Source organism: Thalassospira sp. HF15, assembly GCF_011806525.1.
GTDB lineage: Bacteria > Pseudomonadota > Alphaproteobacteria > Rhodospirillales > Thalassospiraceae > Thalassospira.
Genome location: NZ_JAAVKI010000004.1, coordinates 126,593 through 144,132, shown reverse-complemented (window position 1 = coordinate 144,132; position 17,540 = coordinate 126,593). Strand labels below are relative to the sequence as shown.

The 17,540-nt window shown below is 53.6% G+C and carries 18 protein-coding genes; 11 read left to right on the top strand and 7 right to left on the bottom strand.

The window, feature by feature from the left end; all coding sequences use genetic code 11:
* Nucleotides 1-8 precede the first annotated feature (8 nt).
* From hemN to HED22_RS09970, 4 genes are all read right to left on the bottom strand, one after another.
* The gene (hemN, locus tag HED22_RS09985) at nucleotides 9-1,364 is read right to left on the bottom strand and encodes an oxygen-independent coproporphyrinogen III oxidase (RefSeq protein WP_167721712.1); all 1,356 of its coding nucleotides are present in this window, start codon (nucleotides 1,362-1,364) and stop codon (nucleotides 9-11) included.
* 70 nt (nucleotides 1,365-1,434) lie between these two features.
* Complete coding sequence (locus tag HED22_RS09980; RefSeq protein ID WP_167721710.1) at nucleotides 1,435-1,791, bottom strand: DUF3088 domain-containing protein; 357 nt, start codon at nucleotides 1,789-1,791, stop codon at nucleotides 1,435-1,437.
* Nucleotides 1,792-1,844: 53 nt separating this feature from the next.
* On the bottom strand, nucleotides 1,845-2,273 hold the full coding sequence (locus HED22_RS09975) for an HIT domain-containing protein (protein WP_167721707.1): 429 nt from the start codon (nucleotides 2,271-2,273) through the stop codon (nucleotides 1,845-1,847).
* A 70-nt stretch (nucleotides 2,274-2,343) separates the two neighbouring features.
* Nucleotides 2,344-3,363 carry an NAD(P)H-binding protein gene (locus HED22_RS09970; protein WP_167721705.1) on the bottom strand — a complete coding sequence of 340 codons (1,020 nt, stop codon included), beginning with the start codon at nucleotides 3,361-3,363 and terminating at the stop codon, nucleotides 2,344-2,346.
* A 95-nt stretch (nucleotides 3,364-3,458) separates the two neighbouring features.
* Between HED22_RS09970 and HED22_RS09965 the strand changes: the two genes are divergently transcribed.
* Nucleotides 3,459-4,385 (top strand): LysR family transcriptional regulator, encoded by a 927-nt coding sequence (locus tag HED22_RS09965; RefSeq protein ID WP_167721703.1) that lies wholly within the window; start codon nucleotides 3,459-3,461, stop codon nucleotides 4,383-4,385.
* Between the two features lie 50 nt (nucleotides 4,386-4,435).
* Here the strand turns inward: HED22_RS09965 and HED22_RS09960 are convergent, their stop codons facing one another.
* Nucleotides 4,436-5,125, bottom strand: a complete 690-nt coding sequence (locus HED22_RS09960) for an FMN-dependent NADH-azoreductase (protein WP_167721701.1) — start codon at nucleotides 5,123-5,125, stop codon at nucleotides 4,436-4,438.
* A gap of 123 nt (nucleotides 5,126-5,248) precedes the next feature.
* Between HED22_RS09960 and gcvA the strand changes: the two genes are divergently transcribed.
* Nucleotides 5,249-6,157 (top strand): transcriptional regulator GcvA, encoded by a 909-nt coding sequence (gcvA, locus tag HED22_RS09955; protein WP_167721699.1) that lies wholly within the window; start codon nucleotides 5,249-5,251, stop codon nucleotides 6,155-6,157.
* Nucleotides 6,158-6,221: 64 nt separating this feature from the next.
* On the top strand, nucleotides 6,222-7,013 hold the full coding sequence (gene otnI, locus HED22_RS09950) for a 2-oxo-tetronate isomerase (RefSeq protein ID WP_167721697.1): 792 nt from the start codon (nucleotides 6,222-6,224) through the stop codon (nucleotides 7,011-7,013).
* A 10-nt stretch (nucleotides 7,014-7,023) separates the two neighbouring features.
* Here the strand turns inward: otnI and HED22_RS09945 are convergent, their stop codons facing one another.
* Together HED22_RS09945 and HED22_RS09940 are read right to left on the bottom strand one after the other, a co-directional pair.
* Nucleotides 7,024-8,286 (bottom strand): glycerate kinase, encoded by a 1,263-nt coding sequence (locus HED22_RS09945; protein WP_167721695.1) that lies wholly within the window; start codon nucleotides 8,284-8,286, stop codon nucleotides 7,024-7,026.
* Between the two features lie 44 nt (nucleotides 8,287-8,330).
* Nucleotides 8,331-9,080: a FadR/GntR family transcriptional regulator gene (locus HED22_RS09940; RefSeq protein WP_167721694.1), complete on the bottom strand. Its 750-nt coding sequence runs from the start codon at nucleotides 9,078-9,080 to the stop codon at nucleotides 8,331-8,333.
* Nucleotides 9,081-9,377: 297 nt separating this feature from the next.
* Here HED22_RS09940 and HED22_RS09935 point away from each other — a divergent pair, with 297 nt between their 5' ends.
* From HED22_RS09935 to HED22_RS09900, 8 genes are all read left to right on the top strand, one after another.
* On the top strand, nucleotides 9,378-10,178 hold the full coding sequence (locus HED22_RS09935; protein WP_167721692.1) for an N-formylglutamate amidohydrolase: 801 nt from the start codon (nucleotides 9,378-9,380) through the stop codon (nucleotides 10,176-10,178).
* 1 nt (nucleotide 10,179) lies between these two features.
* Complete coding sequence (locus HED22_RS09930; RefSeq protein ID WP_167721690.1) at nucleotides 10,180-11,349, top strand: carboxylate-amine ligase; 1,170 nt, start codon at nucleotides 10,180-10,182, stop codon at nucleotides 11,347-11,349.
* Nucleotides 11,350-11,461: 112 nt separating this feature from the next.
* Nucleotides 11,462-11,707 (top strand): DUF2312 domain-containing protein, encoded by a 246-nt coding sequence (locus HED22_RS09925; RefSeq protein WP_007090950.1) that lies wholly within the window; start codon nucleotides 11,462-11,464, stop codon nucleotides 11,705-11,707.
* Between the two features lie 78 nt (nucleotides 11,708-11,785).
* Nucleotides 11,786-12,232: an MmcB family DNA repair protein gene (locus HED22_RS09920; RefSeq protein ID WP_167721688.1), complete on the top strand. Its 447-nt coding sequence runs from the start codon at nucleotides 11,786-11,788 to the stop codon at nucleotides 12,230-12,232.
* A 296-nt stretch (nucleotides 12,233-12,528) separates the two neighbouring features.
* Nucleotides 12,529-13,671, top strand: coding sequence for a patatin-like phospholipase family protein (locus HED22_RS09915; RefSeq protein ID WP_167721686.1), 1,143 nt, complete (start codon nucleotides 12,529-12,531; stop codon nucleotides 13,669-13,671).
* A gap of 36 nt (nucleotides 13,672-13,707) precedes the next feature.
* A complete protein-coding gene (locus HED22_RS09910) occupies nucleotides 13,708-15,408 on the top strand; it encodes a methyl-accepting chemotaxis protein (RefSeq protein WP_167721684.1) in 1,701 nt (566 codons plus the stop codon).
* A gap of 42 nt (nucleotides 15,409-15,450) precedes the next feature.
* Nucleotides 15,451-15,921 carry a cache domain-containing protein gene (locus tag HED22_RS09905; protein ID WP_167721682.1) on the top strand — a complete coding sequence of 157 codons (471 nt, stop codon included), beginning with the start codon at nucleotides 15,451-15,453 and terminating at the stop codon, nucleotides 15,919-15,921.
* Between the two features lie 402 nt (nucleotides 15,922-16,323).
* Entirely contained in the window at nucleotides 16,324-17,502 is a 1,179-nt protein-coding gene (locus HED22_RS09900; RefSeq protein ID WP_167721680.1) for a patatin-like phospholipase family protein, read from the top strand.
* Nucleotides 17,503-17,540 lie beyond the last annotated feature (38 nt).

The following is a 17,540-nucleotide window of genomic DNA, read 5'->3' as shown; positions in this document are numbered from 1 at the left end:
CAGTTCTATCAAACAGCTTGTGAATGTCGCCCGTGGGCATGGTCCAGATAGGTATCGAACGCAGCACAAACCGCACGCACCAGTGGGCGGCCGAGCTCACTTAGTTCAATGTGATTACCGTTAACTTCGACAATGCCATCCTGGGTCATGGCCTTGATGCGTTCAAGCTCTGGCGCGAAACGATCTGCTGAAATGCCGTGGCTGGTGCACACCTGATCAAGGTCAACGGCAAGATTGCACATCAGTTCGTTGATAATATCGCGGCGCAATTTGTCGTCTGCTGTCAATGCAACACCCTTTTCGATGGCGCATTTGCCATCTTCAACCGCACGCTGCCAGCGGGCCAGTGCCGGGTCGTTCTGGGCATAGCCCTGCGGCAGCGATGAAATCGCAGATGGGCCAAACCCGATCAGGGCCTCGGCACGGTCGGTGGTGTAGCCTTGGAAGTTACGGTGTAACTCGCCATCGGCAAGGGCCCGCGCCATGCTATCGGCCTGATGGGCAAAGTGATCAAGCCCGATGGCAACAAAGCCATGCTTGGCAAGGCGGTTCTGGATTTCCTCATACTGGGCCCAGCGTTCCTCGGTATTTGGCAGGGCCTCGACCGGGATAAGCTGTTGGTGCTTTTTCATCCAGGGCACATGGGCATAGCCAAACACTGACAAGCGATCGGGGCACAGTTCGACGGTTTGATCGACGGTTTCACGCAATGATTCAACGCTCTGGAACGGCAGGCCATACATCAGATCGACATTGATGCCGCAAATCCCGTGCGAACGCAGCTTGGCGATCACATCCCGGACAAGCTGCATGCTTTGAATGCGGTTGACCGCAGTCTGGACCTGTTGGTTGAAATCCTGAATGCCAATGCTGGCCCGGTTAAAGCCGCATTCGACCATGGCTTCCATGAAGTCATCGGTCGCGGTGCGCGGATCCATTTCAATGGCGATTTCGGCATCATCAAGGATATCAAGGCGTGCACGGATTGCGGCCATGATGGCGCGCAGGTCTTCGGCCTTGAGGATGGTCGGGCTGCCGCCACCAAAGTGAATGTGCGAAACGCTGAAATTCTTGTCCCTCGGCAGTTTGCCAAGCGTGCCTTCGATCTCTGTCAGAAGGGCTTCGACATAACCGTTCACCGGTTTGTAGTTCTTGGTGATCTTGGTGTTGCAGCCGCAGAACCAGCACATTTCCTCGCAATAGGGGACATGCAGATAAAGCGACAGCGGTTGTTCGGGATCAAGATCACCCAGCCAGCCTTCAAACACCTTACCATCGACGCCAGCATGGAAGTGCGGCGCGGTCGGATAGCTGGTATAGCGCGGCAGTCGCAGGTCGTATTTTTCGTAAAGCGCAAGCTGCATGACGGACATCCCGATTAATTCGTTCTGTCCGTCTTTTGCATTATTCCAAACTTGCCTGCCTTGATGTGCGTCAAGGGTGGGGAACAGGAAATCCATGACGCTCGCTAAGGGCGAGCAAAATGGCATCTTTGTCGGCGATAAAGGCTTGGCCATTGGCGTGCCCGGTCTGCAGCGAGGATGTATCGCCCGATTTAAGGATCATGACCGGAAGCGATTGATGCTCTTCACCCAGTATTTCGACCACCTCGGCGCGCGGACGGTCCCAAGCAATATGGTGAATGTCCAACGCGCCCTGCAAATCCGGGAATGAGGCAAGTACCCCATCAATCAGTGCACAATGCCAGCAATAGAACCGCTGACCGGGCCATGCCGGATCCTTGAAATCCGGCTTTAGCAAAAAGATCGTGTCGCGTTCGGCGTCGGCCATGGGGCGGTCCTTTTCATGAGGAAGGGATATGGCGCTATTTCGGTCTTAGAGGTTCAGAGATGTTTGAAGGCCGATACCAGATCGGCGCGCAGCGCAGCCAGTCGGTCGCGTCCTGCTTCTTCTTCATAAGGTTCTGCTGTACCGACACCCCAGACCGGGCCCGGCCATGCCACGTCATCCTTGAAACGTCCGATGACGTGGCAATGGAGTTGCGGCACCATATTGCCCAGCATTGCCACATTGGTCTTAAAGGCATCAAAGCGGCGTTTGATCACGCTTGAAACCGCGGCGACCTCATCGCCCAGTATTTTGCGATCTTCGGCACTCAGGTCGTCGTAATCAACAAGGTCGGGATGACGGGGTACCAGAATAAGCCACGGATAACGCGCATCATTCATCAACAGAACATGTGAAAGCGGTCCGTCGGTAACCAAGGTGGTATCGGCGGCAAGTTGCGGATGAAGGGAAAAACCGTTGTTCATATGGGACCTTCTTTTCTGCGGCTGAATTTGATGTGTTATAGCCCGCAAAAATGGCAATGTCTTGAAATCCTTATGCCGGTTGGATTTGCGACATCGGGTCCGTTTGCGACTTTTGCTTTGGTGTGATGCAGCCAAGGCCAGTTAACGTTGCCAAAACAGCATCGTTAAGGTCGGTGTGCGGCTCGGTTCCGAGCACTGAGATCAGCGGGCTGTTTTCCATCCTGCTTTCTGTCTGCCAGAGATAGCGAACTTCCGATACTTCACGACAGAAGGAAGAGAATGGCCGAAGCAAATTGATAAAGCCCCAGGGCAGGCGCCGAAGCGCAACTTCTTGCGGGGCAAGGCATTCGCGTATGGCATTGATCATTTGCATGCCGTCATGGTCCCAGTGACCTTCCATATGGAAACGCGCAAAGTTATCAATCGTGTCATCGTGATCAAGAAGCCGTACCATCGTTTCTGCAACATCGGGCAAATAGGCCCATTGATGACCGATGTTTTTGGGGCCGGGATAGGTTATGGCTGAGATGCTGCGACCTGGTTTGACCAGACATTGCGAAAACCAGTTATTGCCAGCACTGGCACCAAAATAATCGCCGGCACGGAGGATCAGGGCCCTTGCACCTTGCAGGGTGGCATCGTAAATGCGTTTTTCCATTTTCGCCCGAATGATGCCCTTGCGTGTGTGCGGTTGCTGCGGGCTGTCTTCGGTCAGGCCATCAAGCACATTAGGGCTGAAATTATAGACCGTGCCGGGCAGAACGATCCGTGACTTGTTCACGATGGCTGCACGGATGGTGTTATCAAGCATCGGCAAAGCCAGTTTTTCCCAATTGCGGTATCCCGGCGGGTTAACAGCGTGGACGATAACATCGGTACCACGTGCGGCATTGAGAACATCGTCTGAAGACATTGCGTCACCAATGCACCAATCAATCTGATGATGCGGTGCGCGATCGGTGCTTTTTGCCTGTTTTCTGACCAATGCGCGGACATGCCATCCGCGGCACAACAGGGCGTTGGTCACTTCGCGTCCGATCCCGCCGTTGGCACCAATGACCAAAGCGGTTTTGTTTTTCGAATTCGACATGGTGTAATCCTCTGAGTGTTGCGATGGGCAGAGGATAGAAGCCGAACATAAAAAACAAAATTCTATAAAAGTGTTTCTATGCTATACAAAAATGTATGGAAAAGAATGAGCCTGACTGGAACCTTTATCGAACCTTCCTTGCAGTGATGGAGTGCGGCTCCTTATCGGCGGCGGCCCGTGTGCTTGGTCTGACGCAGCCGACGGTCGGGCGCCATGTTGACGAGCTGCAAGATCACCTGGGTGTGGTGCTTTTCACCCGGTCACAAGCGGGATTGGTCCCAACAGACACCGCGATATCACTGTTACCACATGCAACCGCAGTTCAGTCTGCTGCGCGCGGTCTTCGGCGGGCGGCCAGCGGTGATGTTGGTTCTGTACGTGGGACCGTGCGTGTGACTGCGGCCGAGGTTGTTGGCATAGAGATTTTACCACCGGTCCTGACGCAACTTCGTCGTGATCATCCCGACCTTGAGATTGAGCTGGTCCTGTCAAATCGGGTCGAGAACCTTTTGCGGCGCGATGCCGATATTGCTGTGCGGATGGTCGCGCCAGAACAGGGTGCCCTGATCGCCAAGCATATCGGCAATATTGATCTGGGATTTCATGCAATGTCGGACTATCTCGACCATGCGGGATGGCGTGGACGTGAAGGCGAAATTGGTTGGGATCAATTGGGCAAGCTTGATTTGATCGGGTTTGATACGGTCAGTGCCGATGTGCGTGCCATGGTTGACCGTATGCCTGAAATTGCCAATGCCCATTTTGCGATGCGTGTTGACAGCAATGTTGCCCAGCTTGCCATGATGCGGGCGGGATTTGGTGTTGCTGCTTGTCAGCTTGGCCTGGCGCGCCGCACAGAGGGATGTATGCGGCTGTTGCCCGATTTCACCCTGGCACTTGATACTTGGGTGACGATGCATGAAGGGCTGCGTGATCATTTGCGCTGTCGCGTCGTGTTTGATGCACTCGTGGCTGGAATGCAGGCATATCGCCGTGAGAGCCTGAATTCCAGTACAGTCTGATCAGACAAGCTCAGGCGGACGTCTTGGGCTGTCACGCCCGCCTGAGCCACTTAGGCGGCGTTGATGTTGCAATGCTTGGCCATAAGCGTGTCCACCAGCTTTATGACTTTTTGCTCAGCTTCCTTGATGGATTGCGCAGTTCGCTCATCGGCAAACTCGTCATATTCGATGGCTGCGCCATATTGATCGCTGATACCGATATATTGCAGCGGGGTGAACACACCGCCTTCGACATGGTTCATATGTGCAATACGCCCCTTGGGGTCATAGCCGTAATCGCCCCGTGCAGAGAGAACGACGACTGATTTGTTGTCTGTAACCAGAGGCCAATACGGAACGTCGCCGCGTGCGCGATCAAAACCAAAGGTTCGCCCGACACGCACGATGTTATCGACCCATGCCTTCATCTGTGCGGGCATGCCGAAATTATACATCGGTACCCCGGCAACAATGATGTCAGCGGCAAGCAACTCATCAACCAGCTGATCACTTTCGCGCAGCGCATCCTGCATCCAGTCTTCGCGGTCAGCGGGGTTGGTAAAGGCCGCATGGACCCAGTCACCCGTGGTGGGTTGTGGCGGGTTAGTCCCGACATCGCGATAGATGACCTCGGTGTTCGGGCTTTTTTCCAGCCAGTTCTGTATGAATTGTGCGGTCAAGCGACGGGTGTGCGAGCCGTGCTGTTTCTGATCGGAGCGGCCGGGGCGGGAGCTGCTGTCGATGTGAAGAATTCTGGTCATCACGTTCTCCATCTGATGAGGTGTGTTCATCTGCTGTAAGGTTCTGGAGATAAAGTTTGCCTTGGTTAAGTCGATACGGCAAAATCGAATTCCTCAGCCAATAGATGAGTTAAATTCATTCATATGTCGTTGCCGCCACTTGCAACCCTGCGCGCCTTTGAGGCTGCCGCACGGCATCAAAGTTTCAAGAATGCCGCATCCGAGCTTGCCGTCACGCCGACCGCGATCAGTCATCAAATCCGTCTACTTGAGGAAACGCTTGGTGTTCGGCTGTTTGACCGCAAACCACGGCAGGTTGTCCTGACAGAAGCCGGGCAGGAGCTATATCCGGTTTTTCGGGATGGCTTTGCCGCCTTTGCCAAGGCGGTTGATCGGGTGCGAAGCCGCCCCGTATCGCGCAGCATAACGGTTTCGGTCATTCCATCCTTTGCGGCAAAATGGTTGTTGCCACGCCTGCCTCGGTTTCAGGCAGAATATCCTGGTGTCAACTTGCGACTTCATACATCCCCAGAGGCCGTCGACCTTGCCGGTGGTGTGGCGGATGCTGCCATTCGATATGGTGTCGGTCCTTATACGGGATTGGTTGCACACAAGATGTTTCGCGAACAGTTCGTGCCACTTTGCAGTCCGGTGCTAGGCCTGAAAAAACCCGAAGACTTGCGCAATGCGACCTTGCTGCATTTTGACTGGCTACGCCCCGATGATGCGACCCCGACATGGCAAAGATGGGGGCAGGTGGCAGATGCGGTAAATCACTTGCCATCCGCAGGGATCAGTTTTTCCGATGACAGTCACGCCATTCAGGCGGCGATTGCAGGCCAAGGAGTTGTTTTGGCCAGTCCGGAGATGGTTCGCGCAGAAATTGATGCAGGATTGCTGGTGATGCCATTTGGCCCTGAAATCAAAGGGCATTGTTATCACTATGTGCACACCGGTCGGGGCGATAACCTTCGCGAAGTTGAAGCATTCGGTGCCTGGATTGAAAGCGAGGTGGCCTCTGCCGCGCCGATCATTGAGCAATCCGGTGATTGATGATTGACCTTGCGGGGTGGATCGGAAACCATGTGACACTGTTAATCATTCTTGTGGATCGATCATGCCCCGCTTTTCTGCCAACCTTTCGTTCCTGTTTGCCGACTTGCCGTTTGAAAAACGGTTTGCTGCGGCTGCTGATGCAGGCTTTGTCGGGGTGGAGTATATCGGCGCCTATGACATGCCACTCTCGACGGTCAAATCGCTTTTGGCTGACAACGGTCTTGAACAGGTTCTATTTAACCTGCCCGCCGGTGATTGGGAGGCGGGGGATCGCGGTCTTGCCTGTCGACCGGGGCGCGAGGATGCCTTTCGTGATTCTGTCGTGACGGCCCTTGATTATGCGGCGGCAACCGATTGCAAGATGCTCCATTGCATGGCCGGTGTGATGGGCAAGGGTGAAGATTCTGGCAAGCTCGCGCGGCTTTATTGTGACAATCTTCTTTATGCCGCCGATCTTGCTGATCAGGCCGGTGTTGATATCCTGATCGAGCCGATCAACCCGCTGGATATGCCGGGCTATTTGCTTAATTCCATTGAACAGGCGGCCGTGATCCTTGAACAGCTTGATCACCCGCGCCTGAAACTGCAGTTCGATATTTATCACGCGCAGATTGTTGGCGGGAACATCGCCGCAAGGTTGGACAAGCATATCGACAGCATTGCCCATGTTCAGGTCGCGGGCGCGCCGGGCCGTCACGAGCCCGACAGTGGGGAGCTTAACTATCCCTTCCTGTTCTACATGCTGGACCGCATCGGCTATGAAGGCTGGATCGGCTGCGAATACAAGCCGCATGGCAAGACCGAAGACGGGCTTGGCTGGGTCCGTCCATGGATGCCAAAACCCGGGGCCTGAACACCCGGTTCTACTCAATCAGAATGGCACGGAAATCGTTCACATTGGTGAGCGTCGGGCCGGTCACGATCAGATCATCGATCTTGTCAAAGGCGCTATAGGCGTCGTTATTGGCAAGATATTCCCGAAGGTCGATGCCAGCCTTTTGCGCGGTCTGCCAGCTTTTGGCGTCCATAATCGCCCCGGCATTATCTTCGCTGCCATCGATACCATCGGTATCAATCGCCAGCCCACAGAAGCCCGGTTGATCGCGAAGTTGCAGTAAAAGCGACAGCAAAAATTCGCTATTGCGACCACCCCGGCCACCCTTGCCCCGCACTGTGACGGTGGTTTCACCGCCGGAAAGCAAAACGCATGGCTTTGCCGCCGGTTGGCCATGATTGGCAACCTGATGGGCGATCCCTGCGTGCATGATGGCAACTTCGCGCGCTTCGCCTTCGATTGCATCGCCCAGAATAACGGGGTTAAGACCCATGTCGCGCGCAACCGATGCGGCGGCCTCAAGGCTATCCTGCGGGCGGGCCAGCATGATGGTCTCGTGACCTTCAAAGCAAGGATCATCGGGTTTGATGGTTTCATCCGCAGCACTGCGCAGCAGGTCTTCGGCGGCCTTGGGGATGTCGATCTGATAGTGGCGGATGATATCAAGCGCATCCTGACCTGTGGTTGGATCGGACACTGTCGGACCCGATGCAATGATCGCCGGATCATCACCGGGTACGTCAGACACAAGATAGGTCACCATGCGCGCAGGTGCGCTGGCCTTGGCCAAGCGGCCGCCCTTGATGGCAGAGAGGTGTTTGCGCACACAGTTCATTTCCGAAATGGTCGCACCACTACGCAAAAGCGCCTTGCTGATGGATTGTTTGTCTTCAAGCGTCAAACCCGGTCCGGGCAGGGCAAGAAGGGCTGATCCACCGCCGGAAATCATGCAGACCACCAGATCATCGGGCCCAGCGTTGGAGACAATATCAAGAATACGCTTGGCGGCCTTTTCGCCTGCGGCGTCAGGTACCGGGTGGGAAGCCTCGACAATTTCGATCCGGTCACATTCGACCGCATGGCCATAACGCGTCACCACCAGACCTTCGACATCGCCTTCCCAGGCCTTTTCGAACGCGCGCGCCATGTTCGCTGATGCCTTGCCGGCACCAATGACGATGGTTTTGCCCTTCGGTGCGGTTGGCAGGTTGCGCGGGATCTGAACCCCGGGGTCGGCAGCCTTGAGTGCCGCATCCATCAAAGCCAGAAGTTTTTCGCGCGAAGTGCTCATGTTCGAGTTCCCTGATTGGATTTTGGCCTGGTTGGTCCGGGGCCTTAAGTCGACTGTTTGTCGGAGGCTGTCTTGAAGAAGTCGATCACGGCCTGCAGATGATTTGACATCGCCTTTTCGGCGGCATCCGGATCGTGGGCGGCGATGGCTTCGATGATGTCACGGTGATGTTCCTGCACCATCCGGTCAAAGGTCGGGCCGGCCATGCCATTGAAGCGGATTTCGGTCAGCGCGGCCTGCAGCACATCATGAAGCATTTTCATCACGTGATAGTAAATGATCGATCCGGTTGCCCGTCCAATCATCATATGCAGGCGATGGTCATCATCGGCCCGGTACTTCGCCGCGCGCCGTGGATCATGAGCCTGACGGAATGCCATGCGCAAAAGCTTGATATCCTCGTCACTGGCATTGATCGCGGCCCGCCGGGCGGCCCATGTTTCAAGCGTGCAGCGGATTTCCTGCAGATCGCGCAGATTGCTGATCGAATCGCGCACCAGATCGGTCATGGCGGTATCCATGTCGATCCCGGTTGATGACAGGATTTCTGTACCGCCACCCTGAACCGCGCGCAGATACCCGCGGGTCTTGAGTTTCTGCAGGGCTGCGCGCACAGATACACGGCTGACCGACATGCTTTCGGCAAGCTGGCGTTCGCCGGGTAGGCGATCACCGGGCAGGAAAATGCCATCCGAAATCTTTTCAAGGATCTGATCGGCTACCTGATCGGCGACCCTTTTGGGACGCTTGGGATCCTGATCGTCTTGTGCCTGAACCGGCTTTGCAGACGGCATGTTGGGTTGTCTCCAATCGTGTTTTTCTGTGCCAGTGCAGCGACTTCGATGCTGTTTTTCGCGCAATGGTCATACCAGTTTAAGGGATGTTTGGGGGTGACGCAAAGTGTCGATATGCTCAGGCTCCGCTTATTGCAGTGCAATCTTGTTTCGGCGGCGATAAATTGATAGTTCAACAGGTGCAGGATGGCATATCCGCCCCGCTTTCATCTGTTGTGCGGGGCAGTGAAACCAAGGAATACCCACCCGATCCAACCTGCTGATACCCAAAGACCACCAGAATTCAGGAGAACACGCGTGCCGAACCAAGCCGGGACCCTTTTGGGCCATGATGATCCTGCCCCGTTTGAAATATTGAATGAAAACGGCAAGGGTCACTCGCTTTTTGTCTGTGACCATGCGTCCCGGGATATCCCCAAAAGCCTTGGCACGCTTGGCCTGCCCGAGGAAGAGCGCAAACGCCATATTGGCTGGGATATCGGCGCTCGCAAGGTAACAGAAATTCTGGTCGAAAGATTTGACTGCCCAGCGGTTCTGGGCGGGTACTCGCGCCTTGTCGTTGATTGCAACCGCCAACTTTGGGATCCGACCGGGATGCCCGAAATCGCGGATCAGACCGTGGTGCCGGGCAACAAGAATGTCTCGCCCAGCGAACATATGAAACGCATCCGCGAGATTTTCCTGCCCTATCACTGGGCGATCGAAGTACAGATTGCCACGTTCCACGTCCATAAAATTGCCCCGGCGCTGATTGCCATTCACAGCTTCACACCCGTGTTTCAGGGTTTTGAGCGCCCATGGGAAATCGGTGTTCTGTGGGATAAGGATGATCGTATTCCTGTGCCGTTGCTTGAAACGCTGCGCGCGCAGAATCCAGATCTGACCATTGGCGATAACGAACCTTATTCCGGGCAACATATGGCCGACTACACCATTGATCATCACGGCGAGGCGGCGGGTCTTCCGTGTGTGTCGATTGAAATTCGTCAGGATCTGATTGATACTGACGAAGGATGTGAAAAATGGGCAAAGATCCTGGGCGATGCCTTTGTCGACATCCTGGCGGATCCGAATCTTTACAAGATCAGGAGAGACTGATTTGGCAGGGACCAAGGCACGCGAGCCGGGATTTTCCATCGGCATTGAAGAAGAATTCTGGCTCGTGGATCGCGAAACCCGCGATCTTGCCAAAGACCCACCTGCCGATTTCCTGAAAGACGCTAAGGCAAAACTTGGCGATCAGGTGTCTTCCGAATTCATGCGCTGTCAGGTCGAAACCGGCAGCAAGGTCTGCAATAGTGCGCTTGAAGCGCGCGAGCAGCTTATTGAGATGCGCAGCACACTCTCAGAGGTGGCGGCGAAATATGACATGGCGCTGCTGGCGGCATCGACACATCCCTTTGCCCAGTGGGATGATCAGAAACATACCGATGGCGAGCGTTACAACACCATCGCACGTGACCTGCGCACGGTGGTTGATCGCTTGCTGATTTGCGGTATGCATGTCCATGTCGGGATTGAGGATGATGATCTGCGCATCGAATTGATGGCGCAGGCCAGCTACTTTTTGCCCCATCTTCTCGCACTCACCACCAGTTCGCCCTTCTGGCGGGGCAAGGAAACCGGTCTGCAAACATTTCGGTTGTCGGTGTTCGATAACCTGCCGCGCACCGGCTTGCCTGAAGTGTTCGGCTCTTGGGCGGAATATCGCCGCCATGTCGATATGCTGATTGATGCCGGGGTGATCGAGGATGGCACAAAGCTTTGGTGGGATTTGCGCCCAAGTGATCGTTGGCCGACTCTTGAAATGCGCATCGCTGACGTTTGCACTGATCTGGAAGATGCTGTCTGTGTGGCTTCCATCACGCGATGCCTAATGCGTATGCTCTATCGTCTGCGCCGCAATAATCAGCGCTGGCGGATTTATGCCAATATGCTGGTGCGTGAAAATCGCTGGCGGGCGTGTCGTTATGGCAGTGATCCGGGGGAGAAGGCGGGTTTGATCGATTTTGGCCGAGGCGAAATCGTACCTTATGCCGATCTGCTTGAGGAAATCCTCGAACTGATCCGTCCGGATGCCGAGTTCTTTGGCTGTGTCGATGAAGTCGAACATGCACGCACCATCATAAAACGCGGCACCAGCGCACGCAGACAACGCGAAATATATGATGCGGCAATCGAACTTGGGGCCAATTCAAAGGAAGCTTTGGTTGCTGTGGCTGATGTCCTGATCGAACGAACAGATCCCCACGCAAGATCGGATACCTAACGGGCTTGTCAGCGACGAATGCATTGAGTATCGTCGCGCCGAAACGGGTTTGGGCCCTTTGAATTCCGCGCATCGGATATCCGCTGTGCAATCCATCATCGGAGAAGAATTGATGACCGAAGTCGGTGGTATCGCAGCCGATCAGCTTGCGAGTTATGTCGAGCGTATCGAACGCCTTGAAGAAGAAAAAGCCAACCTTATGGCTGACATCAAGGAAGTTTACGGTGAAGCCAAGGCGCTTGGCTATGACGTGAAAATCCTGCGCCAGATCATTCGTCTGCGCAAAATGGAAGACCACGAGCGCACCGAACAGGAAGAAATCCTGGAAGTCTACAAACGTGCGCTGGGTATGAGCTGACAGCACCCTGTCAGCAGACCAGAAGAGAATGCCAAAAGCCCGCTTTCAAGCGGGCTTTTGCTTTTGTAATCTTGGCATATGACAGCTTTATCCCGCCCTGAAATCACTGCCGAAGTTACCGAAGGTGTCTGTCGGCTGTTATATCACCATCAGATGGCCTGCCTGACGGAACTGCGTTTGGGGAATGGCCGCCGGCTTGATGTGTTGGCCCTTGGTCCCAAGGGGGAACTCTGGGCAGTCGAGGTGAAATCATCGGTGGAGGATTTCCGGGTTGATCAGAAATGGCAAAGTTATCTGGATTATTGTGACCGATTTTTCTTTGCCGTTCCGATGGACTTCCCCAAGGAGCTCATTCCTGATGGTCATGGGCTGATTGTGGCTGACCGATTTGAGGCCGCGATTATCCGGCCAAGTACCGAAAAAAAGCTTTCCGCAGCGCGTCGAAAAAAGCTTCTGATCTCCTTCGGACAGACCGCAGCAGGGCGGGGAAACAAGTTTTCTTCAAAGGAAAATGTATTGGGATAGGCTCTCAAAAGGATAGCATCCTGTTATTATTTCAAATTGATGAAGGCAACTATCTGATTGTTTTTAAATAAAAAAATTAGATTTCAACTTATAATATACACCTGAATAGCATCAGAACGTATAGGTTTAGGTGTGACGAAGCGCACTGGTCTAGAGGTTGTGTTTGTGCGATGCAATATATGCACTGCGAGAACGTTTGGGCCAGACTAAGCAGTTTTCGATTTCTGTCTTTGACCTTTGTGTCGACTGGCCCGTGTTGGGTGTAATGCCCGGTTCCTTAAACGGGGGACGACGACATGGCGGAAAAGAAACGTGCGATCGCTTTGGCTGGTGGTGGACCAGCAGTTGGTTTGAGTATCGGTGCGCTGAAAAGGCTGCACGAAGAACCCGATCTCAAATTTGATGTCTGGTCGACAGCCTGTATCGGCGCCTGGCTTGCGGTGTCCTGGAACCAGTCCGATCCCGGCCGCGAGTATGAGCAGACCGTCGACTTTTTCAAACGCATCTGTCGACCGGAAAAAGTCTATGACCGGTTCCCGATTGCCGCGGCATTTGCGCCTGATTTCTTTTCCCAGACCAGTAATACGATCGCCTATATGCTCGATCCCAGAAGCTATCAGGGATTGATCGTGCCCGAAGCCATCATGGAGGCGGTATCCTATGTGCAGGAGTTTCTGGCAAAGCCGAAATACTGGACGCCGGGCAATATCAACTCCCTGATCCTGAATGGATTTATGGTCGCCAACCCGCTGTCACGGTTCATGATGGGGGCGATGTATCAGTCGCGAAATCGCGGGCTATCGCGCATTTACTATCCTGACAGTGCTTTCCTCGACTTGCTGGATTTCGACCGGCTTTACGAAGATGACAAACCCGCCATCCTGCACAACGCCTATAACCTGACGCGCCAGCGCCTTGAGCTGTTTACCAATCGCCCGATGCAGTATGGCCTGCAGGGGATGAATGCCCAGACGCTGTGTGCCTGTTCCGCGCTGCCCTATATCGAGGAGCCAGTGGTTATCGGGGCGGATACCTATTGCGAAGGGGCCACGGTTGATACGGTCAATTTCTATGACCTGCTGAGGCTTAATCCGGATCTGGACGAGGTTTGGGTCAGTCGTATCCTTGACGTTAAACAGATACGTCAACCTGATAATCTTTATGACGCGCTGAACAATCTGGTGATGCTGTTTGCGGCAACCACCAGCGAAGATGACGTCAAGCTTTTCAAATACAAGGTCGCCGAAAGCGGACGCGATATCCGGGTCATCGAAATCCCGGTAGAGGCCAATATCAGCTACGACTGGACGTGGGAAAACCTCGATCGGAGCATCGAGGACGGCTATCGCGCGACCAATGGTGTTCTTTCTGCATATCGAAATACGACCGGCGACGTGACTGTTGCCAAACTTCAGGCGGCAAGTAACGACGCCGCCTGATGCCATCTGTGAATGTCAATTTTGGATATCCAAAGAATGAAGACTTTTGCGAATCTGAATATCGGGACCAAACTTTCCATTTTGCCGGTTATCGCCGTTGTCGCGATCATCGCTGTCAGTCTGATTGGCGGGCGTGCCATCCTGTCACTTTCTGACGGTCTGGAATTCGCCGTCAGCAAGGCGTATCCGGAGGTCAAGGATATTAGCGAGATTGATCGCAATGTGACCAGGGTGCATCAGACCCTCTATCGTTTGCTTTCCTGGTCCGCAGCCGGTGTTGACGAAGACCGGATGAATGCCGTTTTGCAAGATCTTGAAACCCAGATCAGCGATGCGCGTCAGTCCTTTGTAACCCTGCTTGACAGCGACAGCCTTACAGAAACCGGTCGCCAGATGTCGGTTGACGCCCAAGAGCGCTTTGACGGTTATCTTGGCAAGGTCAATCAGGTTCTTGGCATGCTCGATATTGATTACACGGGTGCGCTCAGCTTCTCCTGGTCGGCACAGTCCGATTATGAAGCACTGATGGATATTCTTTCCAAGCTGCGCGGAACCGCAGAGCTCAGAATGGACAGTGCAAGCGGTGCGGCCATGGCGGTCGGCAGCTCTGCACAGGATCAGACAATCATTGCCGCGGTTCTGGCATCGGTTGCCATGGCGGTGATCAGTTTTGTTATCGCATCCCTTATCGGCGCACCGGTCAAAAAGCTGACGCACGTCATGCGTGAGATTGCCGAAGGCAAAACCGATATTTTGGTGCCCTTCACCGGTCGCAAAGACGAAATGGGCAAAATGGCCGATGCGGTCGAAGTGTTCCGTCAGAATGCCGAAAGCCTGGAAGCCGCCGAAGAGCAACGTCAGGAGGACGAAGCCCGCGCGGTTGAGGAAAAGCGCAAGATCATGCAGGAACTGGCCCATGATATCGAGACTTCGGTACAGGGCACGGCGACTGCGGTCAGTGCCGCGATTGAGGAGATCGGTGCTTCTGCATCGGCACTTCTGGGCAATGCCGAGCGTACGGATCAGCAAAGCGAAAGCGCCTTTGATGCCTCGGGTAAATCCAGCCACAACATGGGCGAGATTTCCCAGGCAGCGTCCGGACTTGCATCTGCGATTTCCCATATCAGCGAGGAAATCCAGAAAAGTAGCCGTCAGGCACAAGAGGCCAGCGAACAGGCACTTGATGCGGACGAAAAAATTCGCCGTCTCGAAGATGCCAGCATTCGGATCGAAGATGTTGCTGCGTTGATTGGCAGTATTGCCGAACAGACCAACCTTCTGGCGCTGAATGCAACGATTGAATCGGCCCGTGCCGGCGAGGCGGGCAAAGGATTTGCCGTGGTTGCCAATGAGGTCAAGAACCTTGCCAGCCAGACGGCAAAATCGACCGAAGAGATCGCATCGGAAATTGCCAATGTCCGGGCGGAAACCGGTCAGGCTGTCGATGCAATCCGGACGATTGTCGAGAGTGTTCAGAGCATCAACGAAATTCTGAAAATGACGGCAGAGTCCGTCATGGAGCAGGGCAATGCTACTGGTCAGATCAGCAGCAGCATTTCCGAGGCAGCCGGTTATGCCGAAACCGTTTCGGGCGGCATTGGGGACGTGCGTGAGATCGCTCGTGCCACCCGTGATTCCGCAGGCAGCGTTGGCGAGGCAACCAGCGAACTTAGCCGCGAAATGGCAGGGCTGAGCAGCTCTGTCGATGAACTCGTCGCGCGCCTGCGTGCAGTTTAATTCCTTCACCAACTCAACTTTCATCACTAAGGGGTATTCAGGATGAAAATCGTTTTGCGTTCTTTCGTTGCGGCGTGTGTGTCGTTTTTGATGGTGTTGAACGTGTCATCAGCCATGGCACAGGACAAGGAAGCAACGGCCAAGGATCTGGTCGACAAGGCAATCGCCCTGTATGACGAAGTCGGTCAGGAAAAGTCATTTGCAGTGTTTGATGACAAGTCCGGTGACTACGTATTTGACGAGTTTTACGTCATCGTTGCCGACGGGGAAAAAGGAACGTTTCTGACCCATGCGATCAACCCGAAGCTTGTGAACAACCCGGGTCTTTGGGATCTGCAGGATGTGAACAGCAAGTTCATCATTCGTGACATGGTCGAAACCGGCAAAACAAGCCCGGATGGTGGCTGGTCGAACTACACATGGACTCATCCGCAAACCAAAAAGCTCGCTGAAAAGAAAACTTGGGTGAAAGCCCACGACGGCAAGATTTTCATGGTTGGTTATTACGAATAATAAATAATAAAATCCGAATCCAAAAGCCGCCATTGGGCGGCTTTTGTGATTCATGGGATTAAATAAGTATAGTTTGATAGTTTTGTTTCAAAATGTATCAGAATCATTTTCAAATTTATTTAAAAATATAAAAGTAAACCGTTCAAAAGTAAAATTTAGTATAGATATTCGAAAATTATATATATCGATGTATATGAATTTTCGTGTTCTTTCACATCACTATTGAACATTTGTCTCAAATGATTTGGCTTAAAATCATTATAATAATCACTGTATCTACAAGTCCGCAAAGACGGACTGGTATCTCCTGGGGGTGAACGATGGTGCACGCAGCGGCATCCGTGGCGTTTGCACCAAGTTGTTCAAGTCGACCCGTTCGGCTTTCAACAAGGAGACTGGGACGTGGACAAAATCAAACGAGCCATCTTTCTTTCAGGCGGTGGGCCTGCTGTAGGATTGAGCATCGGCGTGCTCAAACGCTTGCAGCAGGAACCAGATATCAAATTTGATATTTGGTCTTCAGCCTGTATCGGCGCTTGGCTTTCGGTTGCCTGGAACCAGGCAGACGAGGGCCAGGAACTTGACCAGACCATCGCCTTCTTTCGTAAAATTTTCCGACCGGCAAGTGTTTATGAACGGTTCCCGATTGCTTCGGCATTTGCCCCGGATTTCTTTTCCGATTTCACCAACAAACTCAATTATTTCTTTAACCCCGGCAGCTATCAGGGCTTGATTGTTCCTGATGCCATCGGTGAAGCCGTTGAACATGTTCAACATTTTATGGGCAATCCGAAATACTGGACCCCGCATAATTTCAACGATGTTTTGCTAAATGGTTTCTTGGCGGCAAATCCGTTGTCGCGTTTTCTGGTTGGATCAATCTATCAGACCCAGACAAAGGGGCTGGCCAAGATCTATTCCCCGGACAGCATGTTTCTTGACCGGTTGGATTTTGATCGCCTTTATCAGCCTGATAAACCAGCCATGTTCCACAATGCCTATAACCTCACCAAACAACGTCTGGAACTTTTCACCAACAAACCAGATCACTACGATCTGCCACAAATGAATGCCCAGACGCTGTGTGCCTGCTCGGCCTTGCCGTTTATCGAAGAACCGGTCGAAATCAACGGTGATACATATTGCGAAGGCGCGACCGTTGATACCGTCAACTTCTTTGATTTCCTGCGTCTCCATCCGGATGTCGATGAAGTCTGGGTCAGTCGTATTCTTGATCTCAAACAGGTGCGTCAGCCCGAAAATCTCTATGATGCGCTCAATAATCTGATCATGCTGTTTGCCGCATCTGCCAGCGAGGACGCGGTAACAGCGTTCAAACGCGAAGTCGCCGAAAGTGGTCGCAAGATTGATATCGTTGAAATCCCGGTTTCGCCGCACATCAATTATGACTGGACGTGGGAAAACCTTGATCGCGGGATTGATGACGGGTTTGAAGCGACCGAACACATGATCGCCGACTATCGCAAACAAAAACGTCACGCCAAGTCGGTGCGCGACTTGCGCGATGAAGCCATGCGACTGTTGCCGGATTTTCAGAACCGCGCACCGCGCTTCGTTTAAACACCAAAAAGGGCCGCATCATGCGGCCCTTTTGACTG

Bases quoted from the DNA above. Each gene is read 5' to 3' on its own strand.
- gcvA (WP_167721699.1), top strand. From the start codon at position 5,249: ATGTCGTTGCCGCCACTTGCAACCCTGCGCGCCTTTGAGGCTGCCGCA.
- hemN (WP_167721712.1), bottom strand. From the start codon at position 1,364: ATGCAGCTTGCGCTTTACGAAAAATACGACCTGCGACTGCCGCGCTAT.
- HED22_RS09960 (WP_167721701.1), bottom strand. From the start codon at position 5,125: ATGACCAGAATTCTTCACATCGACAGCAGCTCCCGCCCCGGCCGCTCC.
- HED22_RS09975 (WP_167721707.1), bottom strand. From the start codon at position 2,273: ATGAACAACGGTTTTTCCCTTCATCCGCAACTTGCCGCCGATACCACC.
- HED22_RS09915 (WP_167721686.1), top strand. From the start codon at position 12,529: ATGGCGGAAAAGAAACGTGCGATCGCTTTGGCTGGTGGTGGACCAGCA.
- HED22_RS09970 (WP_167721705.1), bottom strand. From the start codon at position 3,363: ATGTCGAATTCGAAAAACAAAACCGCTTTGGTCATTGGTGCCAACGGC.
- HED22_RS09965 (WP_167721703.1), top strand. From the start codon at position 3,459: ATGGAAAAGAATGAGCCTGACTGGAACCTTTATCGAACCTTCCTTGCA.
- HED22_RS09945 (WP_167721695.1), bottom strand. From the start codon at position 8,286: ATGAGCACTTCGCGCGAAAAACTTCTGGCTTTGATGGATGCGGCACTC.
- HED22_RS09925 (WP_007090950.1), top strand. From the start codon at position 11,462: ATGACCGAAGTCGGTGGTATCGCAGCCGATCAGCTTGCGAGTTATGTC.
- HED22_RS09910 (WP_167721684.1), top strand. From the start codon at position 13,708: ATGAAGACTTTTGCGAATCTGAATATCGGGACCAAACTTTCCATTTTG.
- HED22_RS09940 (WP_167721694.1), bottom strand. From the start codon at position 9,080: ATGCCGTCTGCAAAGCCGGTTCAGGCACAAGACGATCAGGATCCCAAG.
- HED22_RS09980 (WP_167721710.1), bottom strand. From the start codon at position 1,791: ATGGCCGACGCCGAACGCGACACGATCTTTTTGCTAAAGCCGGATTTC.
- HED22_RS09920 (WP_167721688.1), top strand. From the start codon at position 11,786: ATGACAGCTTTATCCCGCCCTGAAATCACTGCCGAAGTTACCGAAGGT.
- HED22_RS09905 (WP_167721682.1), top strand. From the start codon at position 15,451: ATGAAAATCGTTTTGCGTTCTTTCGTTGCGGCGTGTGTGTCGTTTTTG.
- otnI (WP_167721697.1), top strand. From the start codon at position 6,222: ATGCCCCGCTTTTCTGCCAACCTTTCGTTCCTGTTTGCCGACTTGCCG.